This is a genomic window from Melaminivora jejuensis (assembly GCF_017811175.1).
Lineage (GTDB): Bacteria > Pseudomonadota > Gammaproteobacteria > Burkholderiales > Burkholderiaceae_C > Melaminivora > Melaminivora jejuensis.
Genome location: NZ_JACWIJ010000002.1, coordinates 3,128,564 through 3,147,804, shown reverse-complemented (window position 1 = coordinate 3,147,804; position 19,241 = coordinate 3,128,564). Strand labels below are relative to the sequence as shown.

The 19,241-nt window shown below is 69.5% G+C and carries 12 protein-coding genes and 1 pseudogene; 7 read left to right on the top strand and 6 right to left on the bottom strand.

All coding sequences use genetic code 11. The annotated features are described in order from the left end of the window. Positions 1 to 50: 50 nt before the first annotated feature. A complete protein-coding gene (locus IDM45_RS14770; protein ID WP_232653816.1) occupies positions 51 to 2,291 on the top strand; it encodes a DUF2868 domain-containing protein in 2,241 nt (746 codons plus the stop codon). Between the two features lie 78 nt (positions 2,292 to 2,369). Here the strand turns inward: IDM45_RS14770 and IDM45_RS14765 are convergent, their stop codons facing one another. Continuing rightward, the gene (locus tag IDM45_RS14765) at positions 2,370 to 4,070 is read right to left on the bottom strand and encodes an MFS transporter (protein WP_209423525.1); all 1,701 of its coding nucleotides are present in this window, start codon (positions 4,068 to 4,070) and stop codon (positions 2,370 to 2,372) included. A 150-nt stretch (positions 4,071 to 4,220) separates the two neighbouring features. Beyond that, complete coding sequence (locus IDM45_RS14760) at positions 4,221 to 4,697, bottom strand: Lrp/AsnC family transcriptional regulator (RefSeq protein WP_209423524.1); 477 nt, start codon at positions 4,695 to 4,697, stop codon at positions 4,221 to 4,223. Positions 4,698 to 4,860: 163 nt separating this feature from the next. On the opposite strand from IDM45_RS14760, the gene IDM45_RS14755 reads away from it, so the two are divergent. After that, the gene (locus IDM45_RS14755; RefSeq protein ID WP_209423523.1) at positions 4,861 to 8,490 is read left to right on the top strand and encodes an indolepyruvate ferredoxin oxidoreductase family protein; all 3,630 of its coding nucleotides are present in this window, start codon (positions 4,861 to 4,863) and stop codon (positions 8,488 to 8,490) included. A 217-nt stretch (positions 8,491 to 8,707) separates the two neighbouring features. On the opposite strand, the gene IDM45_RS14750 is transcribed toward IDM45_RS14755, so the two are convergent. After that, positions 8,708 to 9,850: a mechanosensitive ion channel family protein gene (locus IDM45_RS14750; protein ID WP_209423522.1), complete on the bottom strand. Its 1,143-nt coding sequence runs from the start codon at positions 9,848 to 9,850 to the stop codon at positions 8,708 to 8,710. Between the two features lie 455 nt (positions 9,851 to 10,305). On the opposite strand from IDM45_RS14750, the gene yajC reads away from it, so the two are divergent. From yajC to IDM45_RS14730, 4 genes are all read left to right on the top strand, one after another. Then, positions 10,306 to 10,638, top strand: coding sequence for a preprotein translocase subunit YajC (gene yajC / locus IDM45_RS14745; protein ID WP_209423521.1), 333 nt, complete (start codon positions 10,306 to 10,308; stop codon positions 10,636 to 10,638). Between the two features lie 73 nt (positions 10,639 to 10,711). Then, positions 10,712 to 12,613: a protein translocase subunit SecD gene (gene secD, locus IDM45_RS14740; RefSeq protein WP_209423520.1), complete on the top strand. Its 1,902-nt coding sequence runs from the start codon at positions 10,712 to 10,714 to the stop codon at positions 12,611 to 12,613. A gap of 14 nt (positions 12,614 to 12,627) precedes the next feature. Then, the gene (secF, locus tag IDM45_RS14735; protein WP_209423519.1) at positions 12,628 to 13,581 is read left to right on the top strand and encodes a protein translocase subunit SecF; all 954 of its coding nucleotides are present in this window, start codon (positions 12,628 to 12,630) and stop codon (positions 13,579 to 13,581) included. Between the two features lie 56 nt (positions 13,582 to 13,637). After that, positions 13,638 to 16,091 (top strand): DUF1631 family protein, encoded by a 2,454-nt coding sequence (locus IDM45_RS14730; RefSeq protein WP_209423518.1) that lies wholly within the window; start codon positions 13,638 to 13,640, stop codon positions 16,089 to 16,091. A 152-nt stretch (positions 16,092 to 16,243) separates the two neighbouring features. Here the strand turns inward: IDM45_RS14730 and recX are convergent. Together recX and recA are read right to left on the bottom strand one after the other, a co-directional pair. Beyond that, a pseudogene (recX, locus tag IDM45_RS14725) lies at positions 16,244 to 16,705 on the bottom strand (recombination regulator RecX); the annotation flags it as partial. Between the two features lie 75 nt (positions 16,706 to 16,780). Further along, positions 16,781 to 17,938, bottom strand: coding sequence for a recombinase RecA (gene recA / locus IDM45_RS14720; protein WP_209423517.1), 1,158 nt, complete (start codon positions 17,936 to 17,938; stop codon positions 16,781 to 16,783). A gap of 134 nt (positions 17,939 to 18,072) precedes the next feature. On the opposite strand from recA, the gene IDM45_RS14715 reads away from it, so the two are divergent. Continuing rightward, on the top strand, positions 18,073 to 18,582 hold the full coding sequence (locus IDM45_RS14715; RefSeq protein WP_209423516.1) for a MarR family transcriptional regulator: 510 nt from the start codon (positions 18,073 to 18,075) through the stop codon (positions 18,580 to 18,582). 63 nt (positions 18,583 to 18,645) lie between these two features. Here IDM45_RS14715 and IDM45_RS14710 read toward each other — a convergent pair whose 3' ends face one another. Then, positions 18,646 to 19,125 (bottom strand): winged helix-turn-helix transcriptional regulator, encoded by a 480-nt coding sequence (locus IDM45_RS14710; protein ID WP_209423515.1) that lies wholly within the window; start codon positions 19,123 to 19,125, stop codon positions 18,646 to 18,648. Positions 19,126 to 19,241 lie beyond the last annotated feature (116 nt).

The following is a 19,241-nucleotide window of genomic DNA, read 5'->3' as shown; positions in this document are numbered from 1 at the left end:
AAAATATACAAAATCGGCCTTAAACCCTTACCTAGCAAGCGCTGACAGCTATGAATAACGAAGCACTCCATTCCACTGGCGAAGGCGTGCTGATGCTGCCCGAAGCGCCGCTGCGCGAGGTGCTGCTGGCCCAGGCCATCGAGCAGGTCGATCGCGCCCAGACGCTGGTCAGCGCCCCCGAGCGCGCAGCGGCGCTGCAAGCCGCCCTGGCTGGCGCCCAGGCGCGCGGCGTGGCCCGGCCCCGGCTGGCCGACGTGCTGCTGGCGCACAGCGCCGCCGTGGTGCAGCGCGCCGCTGGCCGCGAAGGCGCCATCGCCGCACTGCACGCCGGCGACGCGCGCGGGCGCTGGCTGATGCGGGCGCTGCCGCTGATCGCCCTGGCGCTGGGCCTGGCGGCAGACCGCGTGGCCAACGCGCACCGGGTCGATCTGCTGTCGCCGCCGCTGCTGCTGGTGCTGGGGTGGAATCTGCTCATGTACGCCAGCCTGCTGGGCCGCGCCCTGCTGCGCGGGCGGCCCGGTGCAGGCGCTGCAGGCGCACTGCCGCAGCGCTGGCTGCACGCCGCCCTGGCGCGCCTGCCCGGCAGCGGGCGCGGCCTGGCGGCACGCATCGCGGCGGACTTCCACGCCCGCTGGCTGGCCGCCACGCCGGCGCTGCAGGGCGCGCGCCTCAGCCGCACGCTGCACCTGTGCGCCGCCGCCTGGGGCGCCGGGCTGGCGCTGTCGCTGCTGCTGCGCGGGCTGGTGGTGCGCTACCAGTTCGGCTGGGAGAGCACCTTCCTGGACGCCGCGCAGGTACACGCCATCGCCCGCGTGCTGTTTGCGCCGCTCACGGTGCTGGGGCTGGAGCCGTTCTCGCTGGCCGAGATCGCCGCCGCGCAGGACTTCGCCGGCACCGGCACGGCGGGCGGGCGCTGGGTCTGGATGTACGTCGGCCTGCTGGCGCTGGTGGTGGTGCTGCCGCGCCTGGCCCTGGCCGGCGGGGCGCGCTGGCGCGAGGCGCGGCTGGCGCGCCAGTGCCGGCTCGACCTGGACGCTGCGGCCTTCGACGGCCTGCGCGCGGCCCTGCCCACCGAGCTGGTGCTGGGCGTGGTCGGCGCCGGCGAGCGCCAGGGCGCGGCGCTGCTGGCCGTGCTGGCGCTGCACCGGGACGCCACCGGCACGGCGCTGGCGGACACGCTGCGCGCCGTGTTGCCCGGCGACGTGGAGGGCCGGCTGCTGCCGGTCGATGCCGTGCTGCTGCCCTGGGCCACGCCGGCGCCCGGGCACTGGCCCCCTGCCTGGCAGAAGGCGCCGGCGCTGGCCCTGCCCTGGGACGAGTGGGGCGCCAGTTGGCCGCTGGAGCCGCTGCTGCCCGAGCGCCTGATCGGCGTGCTGCCGCGCCACACGGCTGCGCTGCAGCGCCTGGCCGCCGCCTGGCAGGAAGGCAACCGGCTGCGGCTACGGCAGGCGGCGCAACTGCTGGCCCGGCATCTGCGCGCCTGTGCCGCCGTCCCGACCGAGGCGATGCCGACCGGCGCTGCGCAGGAGGTCAAGGCAGCCGGGGCGGGCGACGGCACAGCCCCAGCCGGGCCGGCACAGCCACAGCAATCGCAGGAGATGCAGCAGTTGAGGCAATTGCAGGCCGAGCTGTGCGTGTTGCACGCCCTGCACCCGGATACCGCGCTGCCGGCGGCCCTGCCGGCAACGCTGCCGGCGGCGCCGACTGCCGGCGCCGTGGCAGCCGGCACGCCCGCCCCGGACGCCTCGGCGGCTGGCGCCAGCCGCAGTGCAGGCGATCCGCTGCGCGCCGTGGTCGGCACCTCTGCCGGCGCGGCTGCCGGCGCTGCCGCCGGGGCCAAGGCCGGCGCCCTACTCGACCTGGGCCTGGGCGGGCTGACGCTGGGCGCCGGCACCGCCCTGGGCGCGCTGCTGGGCGGCACGGCGGCCTGGACGCTGCAGGGCCGCACGCGCCGCCCCGCCCTGCCCGATGCCGCCGCCGCTGCCATCACCACCGCAGCGCCCGGCACCGATCCGGCCAGCACTGCCGACGCGTTGCGCGCCAGCGTCCAGGCCGCCTGCCTGCTGTATCTGCTGCTGACCCACCAGGCGCGCCTGGCGCCGCCGGCGCTGCAGGCCCTGGCCGCCCGCTGGCCCGCCGCGCTGGACGCCGCCCTCGACGCCCGCTGGCCGGCCCTGCGCGCCGCCCTGCACACGCCAGCGTCCGAGGCCGAGGCGCTGCCGGCCCTGCTGGTACAGGTGCTGCAGGAGGTGCTGGACAAGGTGCTCGGGCAGGGGGTGCCGCCCGGCTGAGCGCTGACGCTGGATTTTTGGCCAAAAACGGCTCCAGCCCTTTGCAGACAAGCGCTAATAGCTATCTTTTAAGTAGCATCAATCCCCTTCCACGACATAGCGCGAGACCACCGGCGGCGCCTCGCGCACGTGGAAGGCAAAGCGCCGGTCGCGCAGCGCCACGTCCGAGGCGGTGATGCGCTCGAAGCGGCGCAGGTGCTCCGTCCAGGACTCATCGACGATGCGCTCGACGTAGCGCCCGGGGTCTTCGATGTCGTGCTGCAGCTCCCACGACAGCGCCCCGGCGCGCAGCCGGGCGCGCCGGCTGTCGTGCATCACGGCGCGGAAGTCCGCTGCGTGCGCCGGGTTGATGAAGTATTCGATGCTGGTCACCAGGCGCAGCCCGGTAGCCGGCGGCGTGTCGGCCTCGGGCCGGCGGAAGTTGTGTGCCAGCGCCGGGCTCAGGTCTTCGTCGCCGTGGCGTCCCGGCACGCGGCGCTGCACCAGCAACATGACCAGCACGCCCGACAGCGCCGCCACGCCCAGGCTGGCGCGCACGCTGCTGAAGCTGGCCACCTGGCCCCACAGCGCCGCGCCGCCCGCCGTCGCGCCCATGATGGACATCTGGTAGATCGACATGCCACGCGCACGCACCCAGTTGGGCAGGGCCAGCTGGGCCGAGACAGTGAGCGAGTTGGCCGTGGTCAGCCAGGCCGCGCCGGCGGCGATCATGGCCGGCACCGCGACATAGACGTTGGGCGCCGCCGCCACCACTGCCGTGGCCAGCGCCTGCGCCGCCGTGCCGCGCGCCACCAGCGCATCCATGGACATGCGCTGGCGCAGGCGCGGCAGGAAGGACGCCGAGGCCACCGCCCCCGCGCCCATGGAGGCCAGCAGCAGCGTGAAGGTGCCGGCGCCGCCGCCCTCCAGGCCGCGCGCCACCAGCGGCAGCAGCGCCAGCAGCGCCGTGGCGTGCAGGAAGAACACGGCGATGCGCCACAGCACGGCGCGCATGGGCGGCGACTCGCGCACGAAGGCCAGGCCCACGCGCATGGCGCTGGCCAGGCGCTCGCGCCCCAGCGGCTGCGGCGTGGGCGTGCGCTGCCAGCGCATGATGGTCAGCCCGGCGATCACGGACAGCACGGCATTGAGCACGAACACCCAGGCGCTGCCGGCGCTGGCGATGATGGCGCCGGCCACCAGCGGGCCGATGATGCGCGAGGCGTTCATGGCCACGCCGTTGAGCGCCAGCGCCGCCGGCAGTTGCTGGCGATTGACCAGCTCGGGCACGATGGCGGCAAACACCGGCCAGCGCATGGCCAGGCCGATGCCGTTGGCAAACGTCAGCGCCAGCAGCGTCCAGGCCGACAGCCCGCCGATCAGGATGGCCGCGCACAGCACCACGGCCACGGCGGCCACCCAGAACTGCGTGGCCATGAAGTAGCGCCGCCGATCCAGGATGTCGGCCAGCGCGCCGCTGGGCAGGCCGAGCAGGAAGACCGGCAGCGTGGAGGCCGTCTGCACCAGCGCCACCAGCGCCGGCGAGCTGGTCAGCGTGGTCATCAGCCAGGCGGTGGCCACGTCGTTCATCCACATGCAGGTGTTGGCCGCCAGCCAGGTCAGCCACAACATGCGAAACACCGGCACCTTCAGCGGCGCAAAGGCCGATTGCTCGGCGCGCTGGGCGCTGCTGTGGCGCAGCTCGGCGCTGGCGGTGGCTTCGGCGGTATCGGCGGCCTGGGAGGGCGCGCTGGCGGGGGCGGGCGCAGGGGCGCCGTCGTGGACAGGTTGGGCAGGCATGTGCGCCGATTGTGGCGGCCCCGGGGCCAAGGCGGGCAGCAGGCCCCGGACAGCCCCGACTCATCCGTGGAAAATGAATGAAAACCGGCTCAAACCCTTGCTGGACAAGCGCTGCCAGCTATCAATATTGAAAGCCAGCAACAACCGCCCTCAGGCCTTGAGGTGCGCCAGCGGCAGCGCGCCGCCGGCCTTGACCTCGCCCAGCGAGAAGCTGGTGTGCATGTCCTTCACATTGGGCAGGTTCAACAGCACCGTGCGCGCGAACTGCGAAAAACTCTCCAGATCGCGCGCCACCACCTGCAGCTCGAAGGTGCCGGTGCCGCTGATGTAGTGGCACGACACGACCTCGGGGATGGGCGCGATGGCCTCCTCCATGGCGCGCGTGAGGTCGCCGCGGATGCGCTCGGCGTCCAGGCGCACAAAGGCCAGCACGCCCAGGCCGATCCGGTGCCGGTCGATCTCGGCGCGGTAGCCCCGGATGTAGCCCGCCTCCTCCAGCGCGCGCACGCGCCGCCAGCACGGCGCCGCCGACAGGCCCACGCGCTGCGCCAGGTCGGTGTTGGTGAGGCGGCCATCGCGCTGCAGCTCGTTCAGTATGGCCAGATCGTATTTATCCAAAGATTCCATTTCTGCGATTTTTGAGCAATATTATTTCCCGGATCAAGGTTATCACGGCAAAAAAGCAAAAACATATCGGCCTGTCGCGCATACACTGCCATTTTGCGCCCCCCGGCCCTGCCTGGCCGTGCCCGCCACCCAGGAGGCACGCCGCCCCCACGGAGACAACCCCATGAATGCCCCCCTGCCCGAGCACGTGCGGCGTGCGCTCGAAAGCGTCACGCTCGACGACAAATACACCCTGGACAAAGGCCGCGCCTTCATGAGCGGCACGCAGGCGCTGGTGCGCCTGCCCATGCTGCAGCGCCAGCGCGACGCGCAGGCGGGCCTGAACACCGCCGGCTTCATCAGCGGCTATCGCGGCTCGCCCCTGGGCAACTACGACCAGGCGCTGTGGGCCGCGCGCAAGCACCTGGCCGAGCAGCACATCGTCTTCCAGCCCGGCGTCAACGAGGAGCTGGCCGCCACCGCCGTCTGGGGCACGCAGCAGCTGGACATCTACCCGCAAGCCAAGAAATACGACGGCGTGTTCGGCATCTGGTATGGCAAGGGCCCGGGCGTGGATCGCAGCGTCGATGCCTTCAAGCACGCCAACATGGCCGGCACGGCGCGCCACGGCGGCGTGATCGCTGTGGCCGGCGACGACCACATCAGCAAGAGCAGCACGGCGGCGCACCAGAGCGACCACATCTTCAAGGCCTGCAGCATCCCGGTGTTCTTCCCCGCCAGCGTGCAGGACATCCTGGACATGGGCCTGCACGCCTTCGCCATGAGCCGGTTCTCCGGCCTGTGGTCGGGCATGAAGACCATCCAGGAGGTGGTCGAGTCCAGCGCCAGCGTCTCGGTCGATCCCGATCGCGTGCAGATCGCGCTGCCGCAGGACTTCGAGATGCCGCCGGGCGGCCTGCACATCCGCTGGCCCGACGCGCCGCTGGAGCAGGAGGCGCGCCTGATGAACCACAAGTGGTATGCCGCGCTGGCCTATGTGCGCGCCAACCGGCTGAACCACAACGTGATCGAGGGCGGCGCGCGCGACCGCTTCGGCATCATCGCCAGCGGCAAGGCCTACAACGACATGCGCCAGGCGCTGGTGGATCTGGGCCTCGATGACGCCACCTGCCGCGAGCTGGGCATCCGCGTCCACAAGGTGAACGTGGTCTGGCCGCTGGAGGCCACCAGCGCGCGCGACTTTGCGCAAGGCCTGCAGGAAATCCTGGTCATCGAGGAAAAGCGCCAGGTCATCGAATACCAGCTCAAGGAGCAGCTGTACAACTGGCGCGCCGACGTGCGCCCCCATGTGCTGGGCAAATTCGACGAGGTGGAGGGCGACCATTCGGGCGGCGAGTGGAGCCAGCCCAACCCCAGCCAGCACTGGCTGCTGCGCCCGCAGGCCGACCTGACGCCGGCGCTGATCGCCAAGGCGATTGCCAGGCGCCTGGCCAGACTGGGCGTGCCCGAGCACATCATGGCGCGCATGAACGAGCGCCTGGCCGTGATCGATGCACGCGAGCGCGGCCTGGCCGCACAGGAGCTGCAAACCGGCGAGCGCACGCCGTGGTTCTGCAGCGGCTGCCCGCACAACACCAGCACCCGCGTGCCCGAAGGCTCGCGCGCCGTGGCCGGCATCGGCTGCCACTACATGGCCAACTGGATGCCCGACCGCGCCACCAGCACCTTCACGCAGATGGGCGGCGAGGGCGTGACCTGGGTCGGCCAGGCGCCGTTTTCCAAGGAGCGGCACGTCTTTGCCAATCTGGGCGACGGCACCTACTTCCACAGCGGCCTGCTGGCGATCCGCCAATCCATCGCGGCGGGCGCCAACATCACCTACAAGATTCTCTACAACGACGCCGTGGCCATGACCGGCGGCCAGCAGGTGGGCGAGCGCCCCGAGGGGCATTCGGTCGCGCAGATCGCGCACAGCCTGCGCGCCGAGGGCGTGGCAAAACTGGTCGTGGTGACCGACGAGCCGGAAAAATACGCCGGCCGCACGCACCCGGCCAATGCCGCGCGCGAGGGCCAGCCCGAGCTGCTCAACGACCTGCCGCCGGGCATTGAGGTCTTTCACCGCGACGAGCTCGACCGCATCCAGCGCGCATTGCGCGACATCCCCGGCTGCACGGCGCTGATCTACGACCAGACCTGCGCCACGGAAAAGCGTCGGCGCCGCAAGCGCGGCAAGCTGGCCACGCCGGCCAAGACGGTGCTCATCAACGAGCTGGTCTGCGAGGGCTGCGGCGATTGCGGGGTGGCGTCCAACTGCCTGTCGGTGGAGCCGGTGGAGACCGAGTTCGGCAGGAAGCGCCGCATCAACCAGAGCACCTGCAACAAGGATTACTCCTGCGTCAAGGGCTTTTGCCCCAGCTTCGTGACCATCGAGGGCGGGCAGCTCAAAAAGCCCAGGAAGGAAAAAAAGGGCGACCTCGCCAGCCTGCCGCCCATCCCCGAGCCGGTGCTGCCGCTGGCCGAGGAGGCCTTCGGCATCGTCGTGGCCGGCGTCGGCGGCACGGGCGTGATCACCATCGGCTCGCTGCTGGGCATGGCGGCGCACCTGGAGGGCAAGGGCGTCATCACCCAGGACGCGGCGGGCCTGGCGCAAAAGGGCGGCGCCACCTGGAGCCACGTGCAGATCGCCCAGCGGGCCGAGGCCATCCACACCACCAAGGTGGACACGGCCAAGGCCGACCTCATCATCGGCTGCGACCCCATCGTCGCCGCCAGCAAGGTCACGCTGGCTGCCATGCAGGAGGGGCGCACCTTCGTCGCGCTGAACACGCACGGCACGCCGGCGGCGGCCTTCGTCCACAACCCCGACTGGCAGTTCCCGACGGGCAGTTGCGAGGCCGCCATCACCCAGGCCGTGGGCGGCGCGCTGCTGGGCGTGGTCGATGCCGACCGCGCCGCCACCCAGCTGCTGGGCGACAGCATCTACACCAACCCCCTGCTGCTGGGCTACGCCTGGCAAAAGGGCCGCGTGCCGCTGTCGCACGCGGCGCTGATGCGGGCCATGGAATTGAATGGCGTGCAGGTGGCCAACAACCAGGCGGCCTTCGAGTGGGGCCGGCGCCTGGCACACAACCCGTCCGAGGTGCAGGCGCTGCTGACGACCACGCAGGTCATCGAATTCGTGAAAAAGCCGGCGCTGGCCGAGATCGTCGCCAAGCGGGTGGACTTCCTGAGCGGCTACCAAAGCGCCGCCTATGCCGAGGACTACCGCGCCTTCGTCGAGCGGGTGCGCGCTGCCGAGCAGCGCCTGGGCCAGGGCACGCGCCTGTCGGAAGCCGTGGCGCGCTACTTGTTCAAGCTGATGGCCTACAAGGACGAGTACGAAGTGGCGCGCCTGCACACCGACCCGGCCTTCCTGGCGCGCATCGAGGGCATGTTCGAGGGTGATTACAGGATCGTGCATCACCTCGCACCGCCAGCCACTGCCAAGAGAAACGACAAGGGCGAGCTGGTCAAGCAAAGCTATGGCCCCTGGATGCGCCGCGCCTTTGGCGTGCTGACGAAGATGAAGGGCCTGCGCGGCACGGCGCTCGATCCGTTCGGCAAGACCGAGGAGCGGCGCACCGAGCGCGCGCTGATCCAGGAGTACCGCGCCTGCATCGACGAGCTGCTGGCCGGCCTGACGCCCGAGCGCCTGCCGCTGGCCGTGGAGATCGCCTCCATCCCCGAAGGCATCCGGGGCTATGGCCATGTGAAGGAGCGCCACCTCAAGGCTGCGCGCACCAAATGGGACGCGCTGCTGCAGCGCTGGCGCCAGCCGCAGCCGGCAGCTGCAACCGAAACCCTGATCGCCTGATCGCCCGGGGCGTAGCCCCCCTTTGGGCCAGCAGGGCGCTTCTGCCTCCCTCTCCCCCCTGGGGGAGAGGGCTGGGGTGAGGGGGTGGAACAGGCGCCGTCCCCGGGCGAGCATCCCCACCCCAACCCTCCCCCGCTGCGCGGGAGAGGGAGCCGGGAGGCCGGCCAGCTTTTGCGCTCCCGCCTCCGCCTGCTCCTCCGCCCCCCGCCGCCTCCGCCTACACCTCCGTCCGCGCCGCCCAGGCCTGCGCCTGCGCATCCTCGCGCTCCGCCTGGCCCGGCGCCGCCACCTGCACCCGGCTCACCGGCACGGCCAGCTGCACGCCCAGCTCCTGCAGGCGTCCCAGCAGCGCCAGGTTGATCTGCTGCTGGATGTCCATGTACAGGTTGTAGCTGGGGTCTTCAACGATATAGACCACCTCGTAGTCCAGCGAGCTGGCGCCGAAGCCCTTGAAGTGCGCCCGGTCGAAGCGCACCTTAGGGATGGCGCGGATGATCTCGCCCACGGTGCGCGCCACCGCCTCGGCCTTGTACGGCGCCGTGGCCTGGGCGATGCTGAAGGCGAACACGATGCGCCGCTCGCGCATCAGGCGGTAGTTGTTGATGGTCTGCTTGAGCAGGTCGGTATTGCCCATGACCACCTGCTCGCCGCTGAGCGCCCGGATGCGCGTGGTCTTGACGCCCACCTTCTGCACCGTGCCGGCAATGCCGCCGACGACGATGAAGTCGCCCACCTCGAAGGGCTTGTCCACGGCAATCGCCATGGAGGCAAACAGATCGCCCAGGATGTTCTGCACCGCCAGCGCCACCGCCACGCCGCCCACGCCCAGGCTGGCGATGAAGGCGGTGATGTTGACCCCCAGGTTGGACAAAATCGCCAGCAGCACCGTGACCCACAGCACCGTGCGCAAGGCCCAGGACATCAGCGTGGCCGAGGCGCTGGCCTGGCCCGGCTGCGTGGTGCCGTGATGCACGCGGTAGCGCTCGACCGCCACGCCGATGGCGCGCGCGCCCCACAGGCCGATCTGCACCGCCACGGCCAGGAACCACAGCTGGCTCACGCGCGTATGCCAGCGCTCGGGCAAGTCCAGCATCCCCAGGCCGACCAGCAGCGCCGCCAGCAGGATCAGCAGATGACTGGTGCCGGCCAGCAGCTGGGCCAGCAGGCCGGCCTGCGCGGGCTGGCCGGGCTGGGCCGCCTGCTGCGCGTGCCGGCGCACCCGCCGCTGCGCCCAGCCCAGCAGCAGGCTCAGCAGCACATAGGTCGCCACGGCGGCGGTCACGGCAATCAGCACGCTGGCGGCAGACATGCCCCACAGCAGCTGCTCGTGCAGCCAGGCCCAGTCGGGTAGCAATTGCATGAAGGACAACTCCTTTCTCCTCTTGGCAAGACACAAAACCAAAAGCGCCACGGGAGCAAACCAGTGGCGCAGCAGCGCTGCATGGTAGGGCACGGGCCGCTACCGCAGCGTAGGCCCAGGCCGGCAATGGCCGGCGCCGCACTGGCCGGCAGGGCGCCGGCAACCGGATGATCGGCGGGGCTTTTGCCAATTTTTTGATAGCTGCCAACGCTTGCCAGTCAACGGTTTCAAGGCTTTTTGACACCAAAAACCCTGATGCAGAACGGAGTTTTCCCGCCAGCGTCTGCCAGCGGCCCTGCACGGCCTGACGCATACAATGCCCGGCTGCCCGCGCGCGCGGCCTCGGTCTTCGCCGTCCTGCCTGCGCGCCGCTTTCCTCAAGCCGCTTCAAGCCGTCCGACCGCTATGTGCAGGCCGCTCGAAGCGTTGACCGCCGTTTCCCGGAGTCCCTTGCCGTGCTGATTTCCCCCGCCTTCGCCCAGACCGCCCCTGCCGCCGCCGATGCCGGCTTCATGGGCTCGCTCACCAGCATGTTGCCGCTGGTGCTGATGTTCGTGGTCATGTACTTCATCATGATCCGCCCGCAGATGAAGCGCCAGAAAGAACACAAGGCCATGATCGACGCGCTGGCCAAGGGCGACGAAGTGGTCACCGCCGGCGGCCTGCTGGGCCGTGTCACGCGCCTGGGCGAAGGCAGCCTGCACCTGGAGATCGCCAACGGCGTCGAAGTGCAGGTGCAGCGCAGCGCCGTGACCCAGGTGCTGCCCAAGGGCACGGTCAACAAGTAAGCCCGCCCTGCCCAGGCGCGACCATCCGACCACCCCCTGAAGCGGGGCGGTTTCGAACCGGAGCTTGTCTCAGATGAACCGTTATCCGGCCTGGAAGTACGCGATCCTCGTGGTCGCGCTGCTCATCGGCTTTCTCTACACCCTGCCCAATTTCTTCGGCGAGGCGCCTGCCGTGCAGGTGTCCTCGGCCAAGGCCACCGTCCGGGTGGACGCGGGCGTGCTCGAACGGGTCGAGCAGGCGCTGGCCACAGCCGGCGTCCAGTCGGACTCCATCGTCCTGGAGGGCACCTCGGTGCGTGCGCGCTTTGCCACGCCCGACGAGCAGCTCAAGGCCAAGGATGTGCTGGAAAAGGCGCTGATCCCCGATGCGGCCGATCCGATGTACATCGTCGCGCTGAACCTGGTGTCGCGCTCGCCCGACTGGCTCACCGCCATCCACGCGCGCCCCATGTACCTGGGCCTGGACTTGCGCGGCGGCGTGCATTTCATGCTGCAGGTGGACATGCAGGCAGCGCTGACCAAGAAGGCCGAGAGCTACGCCGGCGACATCCGCACCGCGCTGCGCGAGAAAAACATCCGCCACGGCGGCGTCGTGCGCGAGGGCCAGAGCGTGCGCGTGCGCGTGCGCGACGAGGCCACGCTCACGGCAGCGCGCAACCTGATTGCCGACCAGTTCCAGGACTTGGTGACCACCAGCGCCCCGGACGGCGACGCCACCGTGCTCAGCGCCAGCATCAAGCCCGAGGCCCTGCGCCGGGTGCAGGAGCAGGCGCTCAAGCAAAACATCACCACGCTGCACAACCGCATCAACGAGCTCGGCGTGGCCGAGCCGGTCATCCAGCAGCAAGGCCTGGATCGCATCGTGGTGCAACTGCCCGGCGTGCAGGACACGGCCAAGGCCAAGGACATCCTGGGCCGCACGGCGACACTGGAAGTGCGCATGGTCGATGAGGGCACGGAGGCGCGCGCCGCCGAGCTGGGCAACGGCCCGGTGCCCTTCGGCGACGAGAAATATCTGGACAGGAACGGCCAGGCCATCATCGTCAAGAAGCAGGTCGTGCTCACCGGCGAGAACCTGACCGACGCCCAGCCGGGTTTCGACAGCCAGACGCAGGAGCCCACGGTGAACCTGACGCTGGACGCCAAGGGCGCGCGCATCTTCAAGGACATCACGCGCGAGAACATCGGCAAGCGCATGGCCATCGTGCTGTTCGAAAAGGGCAAGGGCGAAGTGGTCACCGCGCCCGTCATCAGGAGCGAGATCGGCGGCGGGCGCGTGCAGATCTCCGGGCGCATGACGACCATGGAAGCCAACGACACCGCCTTGCTGCTGCGCGCCGGCTCGCTGGCCGCACCGATGGAGATCATCGAGGAATACACCATCGGCCCGAGCTTGGGCGCGGACAACATCTCGCGCGGCGTGCAGTCGGTGGTCTGGGGCATGGCCGCCATCGCCGCCTTCATGTGCGTCTATTACGCGCTGTTCGGCGTGTTCTCGACGCTGGCGCTGTCGGTGAACGTGCTGATGCTGATTGCCGTGCTGTCCATGCTGCAGGCCACGCTGACCCTGCCCGGCATTGCCGCCATGGCGCTGGCCCTGGGCGTGGCGATCGACTCCAACGTGCTGATCAACGAACGCATCCGCGAGGAGCTGCGCGCCGGCGTCGCGCCGCAGGCGGCCATTGCCACCGGCTACGACCGCGCCTGGGCGACGATTCTGGACTCCAACGTGACCACGCTGATCGCCGGCCTGGCGCTGCTGGCCTTCGGCACCGGCCCGGTGCGCGGCTTTGCCGTGGTACACACCATCGGCATCCTGACCAGCATGTTCTCGGCGGTGTTCTTCTCGCGTGGCCTGGTCAACCTCTGGTATGGCCGGCAAAAGAAGCTCAAGAGCGTGGCCATCGGCCAGGTCTGGAAGCCCGAGGACACCTCGCAACTGCGCTCCGTGGCCGGCCGCACCGGCATCGAATGAAAAAGGGATAGGTCATGGAGTTCTTCCGAATCAAGCGGGACATCCCGTTCATGAAATACGCGTTGATCCTCAACGCGATTTCCTTCATCACCTTTGCCCTGGCAGTGTTCTTCCTGGTCACGCGCGGGCTGCACCTGTCGGTGGAGTTCACCGGTGGCACCGTCATGGAGGTCGCCTATACCCAGACGGCGGACATCGGCAAAGTGCGCGAGACCGTCGCCGGCCTGGGCTACCCGGACGTGGTGGTGCAGAACTTCGGCACCTCGCGCGACGTGATGATCCGCCTGCCGGTGCAAAAGGGCGTGACCTCGGCGCAGCAAAGCGAGCAGGTGCTGACGGCCCTGAAAGTGCAAGACCCCGAGGTGGTGCTGCGCCGCACCGAGTTCGTCGGCCCGCAGGTGGGCGAGGAGCTGGTACACGGCGGCCTGATGGCGCTAGGCATGGTGGTGCTGGGCATCGTGGTCTATCTGGCGTTTCGCTTCGAGTGGAAGTTCGGCGTCGCGGCCATCATCGCCAACCTGCACGACGTGGTCATCATCCTGGGCTTCTTCGCCTTCTTCCAGTGGGAGTTCTCGCTGTCGGTGCTGGCCGGGGTGCTGGCGGTGCTGGGCTACTCGGTCAACGAGTCGGTGGTCATCTTCGACCGCATCCGCGAGACCTTCAGGAAGTTCAGGAAGCTCGACACGCACGAGGTGATCGACCACGCCATCACCTCGACCATGAGCCGCACCATCATCACCCACGCCTCCACCGAGGCCATGGTGCTGTCCATGTTCTTCTTCGGCGGCCCCAGCCTGCACAACTTCTCGCTGGCGCTGACGATTGGCATTTTGTTCGGCATCTACTCGTCGGTCTTCGTCGCTGCGGCGATTTCCATGTGGCTGGGCGTCAAGCGCGAGGATCTGGTCAAGACACCGGTTCGGCGCGAGGGCGACCCGGACGATCCCAACGCCGGCGCCGTGGTCTGATCCGGCCTGCCGCAGCCCGCCGTGCCGGCCATGGGCTGCGGCTAATATGCCGCCCCATGGACTCCGCCCTCCAACCTGCTGCTGCACGCCGCCTGGCCCGGGCGGCGCGCCAGCATTTCGTGGACGGCATGTGCGCCGGCCTGCCCGCCGTGGCCCAGGCGCTGGAGAGCTTTCTGGCCGAGCTGATGAATCAGACGGCCACGCAGCGCGACATGCAGCAGCGCCGCGACGCCTGGACAGCCTTCCAGGCGCACCACAAGGCCTGGCTGGAGCACACCTGCCAGGCCTGGCGCGCGGCCACGGCGCCCGATGGCGCCGGCGCCCTGGAGCTCCCGCCCGCCGCCCTGGGCCTGGAAGGCCTGTCCCTGCTGGACGACGATGTGGTGGAAAACCGCATCAGCGCCTCGCGCATCGCCCTGCTGGTGCAGGAGCAGGTCAGCGCCAGCCTGGAGGCCGTGCGCCAGCGCACGCAGAAGCTGGAAAACGCCGAACTGGCGGGCAACGACATCCTGCGCCCCGAGGGCTGGTGCCTCGGGCTGGTCGAGGCCTGGCACCAGGCCGACCTCAAGCGCGAGGACTTCGCCCTGATCCACGATCCGCTGCAGCGCGAGCTGGCGGCGCTGGCGCTGGCGCAATACCAGGAGCTAGTCCGGCTCTACGAGGCCCAGGGCGTCACCGCGCCGGCTGCCGGCGACCTGCGCGCCCGGGTGCGCCGCCCGGCCACGGCGCAGCAGCCAGCGGCCAGCAGCGCCGAAGGCGACCCCTACAGCGGGCCGCACTCGCTGCCGGGCACGGCCTTTGCTCCTTCCCTGCCCATGCCCCTGCACCCCAGGCCAGCCGGGCCGGCGGGCCTGCAGCCGGCAGCGCTGGCCAGCGCCGGCGCCATGCCGACGCACTTCGCCCCCACCCAGTTGCCCCCGCCCACGCAGTTCATCCAGCCCACCCAGTACACCGGCCCGGGCCATCCGGCAGCCGCCCTGCACCCGGCCGGGCCGCTGCTGCGCGCGCGCCAGCGCGCGCACAACATGCTGGCGCAGCTGCGCCGCATCATGCTGCAGCCGGCAGTGGCTGCGGCCACGGCAGCGGGACACGACCCAGGCCGGGCGGCGCCGGCCTCGGCAGCACTGGCCCATGCCCTGGCCACGCAGCACGCGCTGGCCGACAACCAGTACAGCGGCCTGGTCACGCTGGCGCATCAGGCGCCGCCCCAGGCGCTGGTGCAGGTGGCGCACGTGGCACGCGCCCGCACCCGGGAGCTCAAGCAAAAGGCCACCACCCCGGGCGAGAAAGCCATCATCGAGGTCGTGGCGCTGATGTTCCAGGCCATCCTGAGCGAGGAGCGCATCCCGCCGGCGGTGCGCGTGTGGTTTGCCCGGCTGCAGGTGCCGGTGCTGCGCGTGGCGCTGGCCGACCCGGATTTTTTCAGCAACCTGGCACACCCGGCGCGCCAGCTCATCGACCGCATGGGCGCGTGCGTGCTGGGCTTCGACGCCAGCAGCATCGACGCCAGCGCGCTGGAGACCGAGGTGCGCCGCATCGTGCAGGTCATCGAGCAGTACCCGGAGACCGGCCAGCGCGTCTTCGCCATCGCGCTCAAGGAGTTCGAGAGTTTTCTGGCGCGCTTTCTGACCGGGCGCCAGGGCACGACGGCACGCCTGGCCAGCGTGGCCCAGCAGGTTGAGCAGCGCGAGACGCTGACCATCCAGTACACCATCGAGCTGCGCAAGCTGCTCAAGGACATGCCGGTACGCGACGAGCTCCGCGAGTTCCTGTTCAAGACCTGGGCCGAGGTGCTGGCCGTGGCCGCCGTGCGCCACGGCGCCCAGCACGCCGTGACTGCCGAGTGCAAGCGCACCGCCGCCGACCTGGTCTGGGCGGCCAGCGCCAAGCCGGGCCGCGCCGACCGCGCCCAGGTCATCCAGAACCTGCCGGCGCTCTTGCAGTCGCTGCGCCGTGGCCTGGCGCTGCTGGGCATCAACGGCGCCGAGCAGGACGCGCAGATCAAGACGCTGACCGACATCCTGTCCGACGCCTTCATGTCCAAGACGGCGGCCATCCCGCAGGTACACATCGACGCCATGGCGCGGCGCCTGGCCAATCTGGAGGAATACCTCAGCGACGAGGCGCTGGGCGACATGCCGCTGTCGGCGGAGAACATCGAGCTGCTGCTGGGCATAGACGCCTCGGCCATCCACGTCATCGCCGACAACAACGCACCCGTGGAGCCGGACATGCTGGCCTGGGCGCAGCAGCTGGTGCCCGGCAGCTGGTTCACCCTGGAGCAAAGCGGCAACTCGGTCGAGGTGCAGTACGTCTGGCACAGCCAGCGCCGCCAGCTGCATTTGTTCGCGGCGGCCAGCGGCGGCAGCTACCTGCTGCAATTGCGCCGGCTGGCGGCCTACCTGCAGGCGCGGATGCTGCAGCCGCAGGAGGAAGAAAGCCTCACCCTGCGCGCCACGCGCGAGGCGCTGACCCGGCTGGACGCCGATCCGGGCCGCCTGCTGAACTGATTGTAGCTACACAAAATATAGCTGCTAGCGCTTGTCCCATAAGGGTTTGGGCCACATTTGACCAAAAAAAAGGCCTTTGCCAGGCCCCTGCGGCGCTGCGTCCGAGGTTTCGCTGCGCCCGAGGTTTCACCAGGGGCGGCGTCGGCCCCGTCGTCGCCATCTTCCTGCCCGGCGCTGCGCAGCACCCGGCGCACCACATCGGCGGCAAAGCCGCGCGCGGCCAGAAAGCGCATCTGGCGCGCGCGCTCCTGCGGCGTCTGCGGCGGCGGGGCACTGCCAAAGCGCTGGCGCCACACGGCCAGGGCGCGTGCGTGCTCGGTGGCGGCGAGTTGCTGGGCGCTGGCGCGCACCAGCTCTTCGTCCAGGCCCTTGCGGCGCAGCTCCTGCAGCACGCGCTGCGTGCCCAGCCGGGGCGCGCGCTGGTGCAGCACCGACTCGGCCACCCGGGCCGGGTTGATGAAGTCCTTGGCCTGCAGCTCGTCCAGGATGGCGTCCAGGTCGTCGCCGTCCTGCACATGGCGCGCCAGCTTGGCCTGCAGCTCGCTGCGCGAGTGCTCGCGCTGCGCCAGCAGCCGCAGGGCGCGGCCCTTGAGCGAGAGTTTCTGGAATCCCATGACGGCGTGCGTCGAGCGGTAGGCGCTGTGCGGACGTTCACGCCGGGCGCACGACGCGCATCGCCCAGCCTCCCCTCAGAGCAGCACGTCCTCGGACGGCTTATCCGCCTTCTTGCCACGCGGTGCAGCAGCAGGCTTGTCCTCGGCAGCGGGCGCCGCGCCCAGTTCGGCTGCCTCGTCCGCCGTGGGCGCCGGCTGGCCTGCCACTTCGGGCAGCAGGGCAATGCCCAGGCTGGCGCGCACCTTGTTCTCGATCTCGCGCGCCAGTGCCGGGTTCTCGCGCAAGAATTCGCGCGCGTTGTCGCGGCCCTGGCCGATCTTCTCGCCGTTGTAGGCGTACCAGGCGCCACTCTTGTCCACGATGCGTGCGTTCACGCCCATGTCCAGGATCTCGCCCTCGCGCGAGATGCCCTCGCCGAACAGGATGTCGAACTCGGCCTGCTTGAAGGGCGGGCTGACCTTGTTCTTGACCACCTTGACGCGGGTTTCGTTGCCGATCGGCGTGTCGCCCTTCTTGATAGTGCCGATGCGGCGGATGTCCAGGCGCACCGAGGCGTAGAACTTCAGCGCATTGCCGCCGGTCGTCGTCTCGGGGCTGCCGAACATGACGCCGATCTTCATGCGGATCTGGTTGATGAAGATGACCGTGCAGTTGGTCTTCTTGATGGTGGCCGTCAGCTTGCGCAGCGCCTGGCTCATCAGCCGCGCCTGCAGGCCGGGTAGCTGATCGCCCATCTCGCCCTCGATCTCGGCCTTGGGCGTGAGCGCGGCCACCGAGTCGATGACGATCAGATCCACTGCGCCCGAGCGCACCAGGCTGTCCACGATCTCCAGCGCCTGCTCGCCGGTGTCGGGCTGGCTGATCAGGAGGTCGGACAGGTTGACGCCGAGTTTCTGCGCGTACTGCACGTCCAGCGCGTGCTCGGCATCGACGAAGGCGCACTGGCCGGCGAGTTTCTGCATCTGCGCGATGACCTGCAGGGTCAGCGTGGTCTTGCCCGAGGACTCGGGGCCGTAGATCTCGATGACCCGCCCGCGCGGCAGGCCACCCACGCCCAGGGCCACGTCCAGGCCCAGCGAGCCGGTGGAGACGGTCTGGATGTCCTCGATGGCCTCGCCCTCGCCCAGGCGCATGATGGTGCCTTTGCCAAACTGCTTTTCGATCTGGGCTAGGGCAGCCTGCAAGGCCTTGGCCTTCTCGCTGGCGGCGGCGGGGTTGACGGTTGCGTTCATGTTGCGTTCCTCGCCCCGAAGGGGCAGAAAATTGGTCGCTAGACCGGGGAATGACTGGATGCCTGAACAGTAGTGTAGGGACGCATGAAAGCCATTTCAAACGAAATTTAGTCAGTTTGCCTGACAATCAAGGCATGACTGCAGCCGCACTTTCCGAAGACCTTCCCGACGATTTTTCCGACGACCGCTGGCGCCAGGTACACCTGGGCCGGCTGATGGGCCACGCGCTGCGGCGCTTCGATGCGCGCGTGCTGCAGCTCATGGCGCGCGACGTGCAGGTGCCGCTGGCGCTGTCCAACCTGGCGGCGCGCGAGCAGATCAGCGCCGCGCACATCCACATCACGCGCCACCTGCCGCTGGCCGGCGAGCGCCTGACCGAGCTGGCCGAGCGCGCCGGCATGAGCAAGCAGGCCATGGCCAGCCTGGTCGATCAGTGCGAGGCCTGGGGCCTGGTCACGCGCCAGCGCGACGAGCGCGACGCCCGTGCGCGGCGGGTGTGCTTCACGCCCACGGGCCTCGTGTGGCTGCAGGGCTTTCGCAATGCCGTGGCGCAGGCCGAGGCGGAGTTTCGCGCCGAAGTCGGCGACGACGTGGCCACCGTGGTCGCCCTGGGCCTGGAAGCCTACGCAAGCGGCTACGAATAGGCATGAAATCAGCCCTGAACCCAATGCTGGCAAGCGCTGACAGCTATTAAATTTGCAGCATCATCAAGCCTTGCCACGCCGCTCGCTGGCCAGCACGCAACTCTCCTTGACCTCCTCCATGACCACATAGCTGTTGGACTGCGCCGGCACCGGCATCCGCTGCAGGATGTTGCCCAGCAGGTGGCGGTATTCGGCCATGCCGGTCAGGCGCGCCTTGACCAGGTAGTCGTAGCTGCCCGAAATCAAATGGCACTCCAGCACCTCGGGCATGTGCTGCAGCTCGTCGCGCACCGCCTTGAAGATTTGCTCGGACTTCTGCGCCAGGGTGATCTCGACGAAGACCAGCAGTGGCCGGCCCAGCGCCTCGGGCTTGACGCGGGCGTGGTAGCCGGTGATGACGCCCTGCGCCTCCAGCCGCTTGACGCGCTGCGAGCACGGCGAGGTGGACAGGCCGATGCGCTCGCCCAGCTCGGTCATGGTCAGGCGGCCATCGCGCTGCAGCTGATCGAGGATGCGCAAGTCCAGGGTGTCGAGTTCAGGCATTGCTGCAAAACCTTGCGGAGGTGGTGGATGACAGCAGCTTTTGCTGCTGACAGGCATTATTTCGGCAAAAGATAGGCGGTCAAATCCCTAAAGTCATGACCATCCACCCCATACAG

Coding starts and splice junctions, on each gene's coding strand:
- IDM45_RS14770 (WP_232653816.1), top strand. CDS start 51: ATGAATAACGAAGCACTCCATTCCACTGGCGAAGGCGTGCTGATGCTG.
- IDM45_RS14765 (WP_209423525.1), bottom strand. CDS start 4,070: ATGCCTGCCCAACCTGTCCACGACGGCGCCCCTGCGCCCGCCCCCGCC.
- secF (WP_209423519.1), top strand. CDS start 12,628: ATGGAGTTCTTCCGAATCAAGCGGGACATCCCGTTCATGAAATACGCG.
- IDM45_RS14715 (WP_209423516.1), top strand. CDS start 18,073: ATGACTGCAGCCGCACTTTCCGAAGACCTTCCCGACGATTTTTCCGAC.
- secD (WP_209423520.1), top strand. CDS start 10,712: ATGAACCGTTATCCGGCCTGGAAGTACGCGATCCTCGTGGTCGCGCTG.
- IDM45_RS14755 (WP_209423523.1), top strand. CDS start 4,861: ATGAATGCCCCCCTGCCCGAGCACGTGCGGCGTGCGCTCGAAAGCGTC.
- IDM45_RS14760 (WP_209423524.1), bottom strand. CDS start 4,697: ATGGAATCTTTGGATAAATACGATCTGGCCATACTGAACGAGCTGCAG.
- IDM45_RS14710 (WP_209423515.1), bottom strand. CDS start 19,125: ATGCCTGAACTCGACACCCTGGACTTGCGCATCCTCGATCAGCTGCAG.
- recA (WP_209423517.1), bottom strand. CDS start 17,938: ATGAACGCAACCGTCAACCCCGCCGCCGCCAGCGAGAAGGCCAAGGCC.
- IDM45_RS14750 (WP_209423522.1), bottom strand. CDS start 9,850: ATGCAATTGCTACCCGACTGGGCCTGGCTGCACGAGCAGCTGCTGTGG.
- IDM45_RS14730 (WP_209423518.1), top strand. CDS start 13,638: ATGGACTCCGCCCTCCAACCTGCTGCTGCACGCCGCCTGGCCCGGGCG.